This window comes from Arthrospira sp. PCC 8006 (assembly GCF_046480465.1).
Lineage (GTDB): Bacteria > Cyanobacteriota > Cyanobacteriia > Cyanobacteriales > Microcoleaceae > Limnospira > Limnospira platensis.
On record NZ_PKGG01000511.1, the window covers coordinates 1 to 648 of the forward strand.

Below are 648 nucleotides of genomic sequence, written 5' to 3' on the forward strand. Positions count from 1 at the left end.
AAGTTAACATCTTCGTAAATTGCGGCAATTTTTTCGGTAAAATCCACGCTAACAATATGAAAAGTGGGGTTCTCTGTATCCTCAGATAAACTATAAGTATTAAATAGCCAACTGTCATCCTGGCGGCGAAAAATCTCTAAGCGAGGATGACGGGTATTAATTAATATATATTCCTGTAGGCTATCAATACTTTGATAGTCCATAAATTTATCACCCCTATCAAAGGCTTCTGTGGAGTCTGACAATACCTCAATGATAAGTTTAGGAAATTGTTTATAGGTGGGGGTATCTCTATCACGAGGGTCACAGGTTACGAGAATATCGGGATAGTAAAAACGCTCACCTTTTGCTTTTTGAATACGGACTTTCATATCTGATATATACACCCGACAACCAGAACCTCTGAGATGATTACGAAGTGCGATCGCCATATTTAAAGCAATAGTAACATGGGTATCAGTTGCACCCGCCATAGCGTAGACTTCCCCATCAATATATTCATGCTTGACAGAACTTTGGTCTTCTAGTTCTAGGTAATCATCTGGGGATAAATTGACAAAATTGGGTGTAGCAATCATATTAATATTTATTGATTATTCAAGTTAACATCTTCGTAAATTGCGGCAATTTTTTCGGTAAAATCCACGC

At 37.5% G+C, this 648-nt stretch carries 1 protein-coding gene; it reads right to left on the reverse strand.

All coding sequences use genetic code 11. From position 1 onward, the window contains the following. Positions 1-578: Uma2 family endonuclease (locus B9T16_RS29110; RefSeq protein WP_410246439.1), on the reverse strand; the 578-nt coding region annotated here is incomplete at its 3' end. Positions 579-648: the final 70 nt, after the last annotated feature.